Source organism: Bacillus swezeyi, from assembly GCF_001969815.1.
In the GTDB taxonomy this organism is placed as follows: domain Bacteria; phylum Bacillota; class Bacilli; order Bacillales; family Bacillaceae; genus Bacillus; species Bacillus swezeyi.
On sequence record NZ_MRBK01000085.1, the window covers coordinates 1 to 1,561 of the forward strand.

Annotated in this window: 3 protein-coding genes; 2 read left to right on the forward strand and 1 reads right to left on the reverse strand. The window is 41.9% G+C overall.

Features of this window, described 5'->3' with window-relative positions:
* Nucleotides 1–334: HAD hydrolase family protein (locus tag BTA30_RS22350; RefSeq protein WP_158027688.1), on the reverse strand; the 334-nt coding region annotated here is incomplete at its 3' end.
* Nucleotides 335–730: 396 nt separating this feature from the next.
* Here BTA30_RS22350 and BTA30_RS22355 point away from each other — a divergent pair.
* Both BTA30_RS22355 and BTA30_RS22360 read left to right on the forward strand, forming a co-directional pair.
* Nucleotides 731–940, forward strand: a complete 210-nt coding sequence (locus BTA30_RS22355; RefSeq protein ID WP_076764270.1) for a DNA-dependent RNA polymerase subunit epsilon — start codon at nucleotides 731–733, stop codon at nucleotides 938–940.
* Between the two features lie 4 nt (nucleotides 941–944).
* Nucleotides 945–1,561: ribonuclease J (locus BTA30_RS22360; protein WP_142243732.1), on the forward strand; the 617-nt coding region annotated here is incomplete at its 3' end.

Genomic DNA, 1,561 nt, shown 5'->3' on the forward strand with positions numbered 1-1,561 from the left:
AAGAGCGCATCCCCTCTTCTCCCATGAAGACGATGGGATGGCCGCAGCTGTCCGAATGCTCGAGCAAAGCTTCCAGGGAATGTTCAGAAAGAGGATTTTTATAGATGACCTCTCCCTCAAATACGACATATTGTCCGTTATATGAGACAAAAGAATGAATGCCCAGCTCTTCAAGAACCGGACTGACCATAAACGGAGCACGTCCGGATGCGATGAAGACATGGTGGCCGTGCGCTTTCAAATCAGAAATGGCCTGTTTCGCGCTCGCGGGGGTCTGTTTATCATGGTCGTAAATGGTTCCGTCAATATCAAAGAAAAGCAGTTTTTTATCCATAATTGTGAATCCTTCTCCCTTAGTTCGTATGATTTATAGTTCTCCTGTTCCATCATACAAAAACTGCGGCATTCAGAAAACCTTTACATCTTAAAATCAAAACAAAATTCACATGCCAATAATATCCATGTAACAATAGACAAATTCATCATATAATAGAACTAAGATATAAGGCCGCCACGGGACAAGTCAGAGAAGGGAGGAATCGAAATGCTTCGCCGTCTGCGAAAAAAACTCAAAAAACAGCTTAATGGCATGATGCGCAGAAAATCGATTGCCTAAAAGGACCTTCACACTTATGGAAGGGTCCTTTTTTTCTCAACACTTTTCTTATGAAGCAATTTCGCATATAATAGAAAGATGAGTCTAACAATCGGCAGTTAAGGAGAGATTTGGATGATTTATAAGGTATTTTTTCAAGCAAGCACTGACGAAGTACCTGTTCGTGAAAAAACAGATTCAACTTTTGTGGAAGCTCAATCTGAACGTGAAGTCAGATCTAAATTAAAAAAGTACAATTACAACATTGAGTTTGTACAACGAGTTGAAGGCGCTTTTTTAGATTATGAAAAGCAAAGCGAAAATTTTAAAGTATTGGAGTTATGAGTGAATGAAATTTGTTAAAAATGATCAAACGGCTGTATTTGCCCTCGGAGGACTGGGGGAAATCGGCAAAAATACGTACGGTGTTCAATTTCAGGACGAGATCGTGCTTATCGATGCCGGTATTAAGTTTCCGGAGGACGAGCTTCTCGGAATCGATTATGTCATCCCTGATTACACGTATTTAGTCAAAAATGAAGAAAAGATCAAAGGTCTTTTTATCACGCACGGACATGAGGACCACATTGGAGGCATCCCATACCTGCTGAAACAAGTGAACATTCCGGTTTACGGCGGACACCTTGCGATCGGCCTCCTAAGAAAAAAACTTGAAGAACACGGCCTGCTGCGCCAGACAAAACTTCATATTATAGAAGAAGACGACATTGTCAAATTCAGAAAAACGTCGGTTTCCTTCTTCAGGACGACCCACAGCATTCCGGACTCATACGGAGTTGTCGTCAAAACGCCGCAAGGAAACATCGTACATACCGGTGACTTTAAATTCGATTTTACTCCGGTAGGCGAACCAGCCAACTTGACCAAGATGGCTGAAATCGGAAAAGAAGGCGTTCTCTGCCTGCTTTCCGACAGCACAAACAGTGAAATTCCCGATTTCACCAT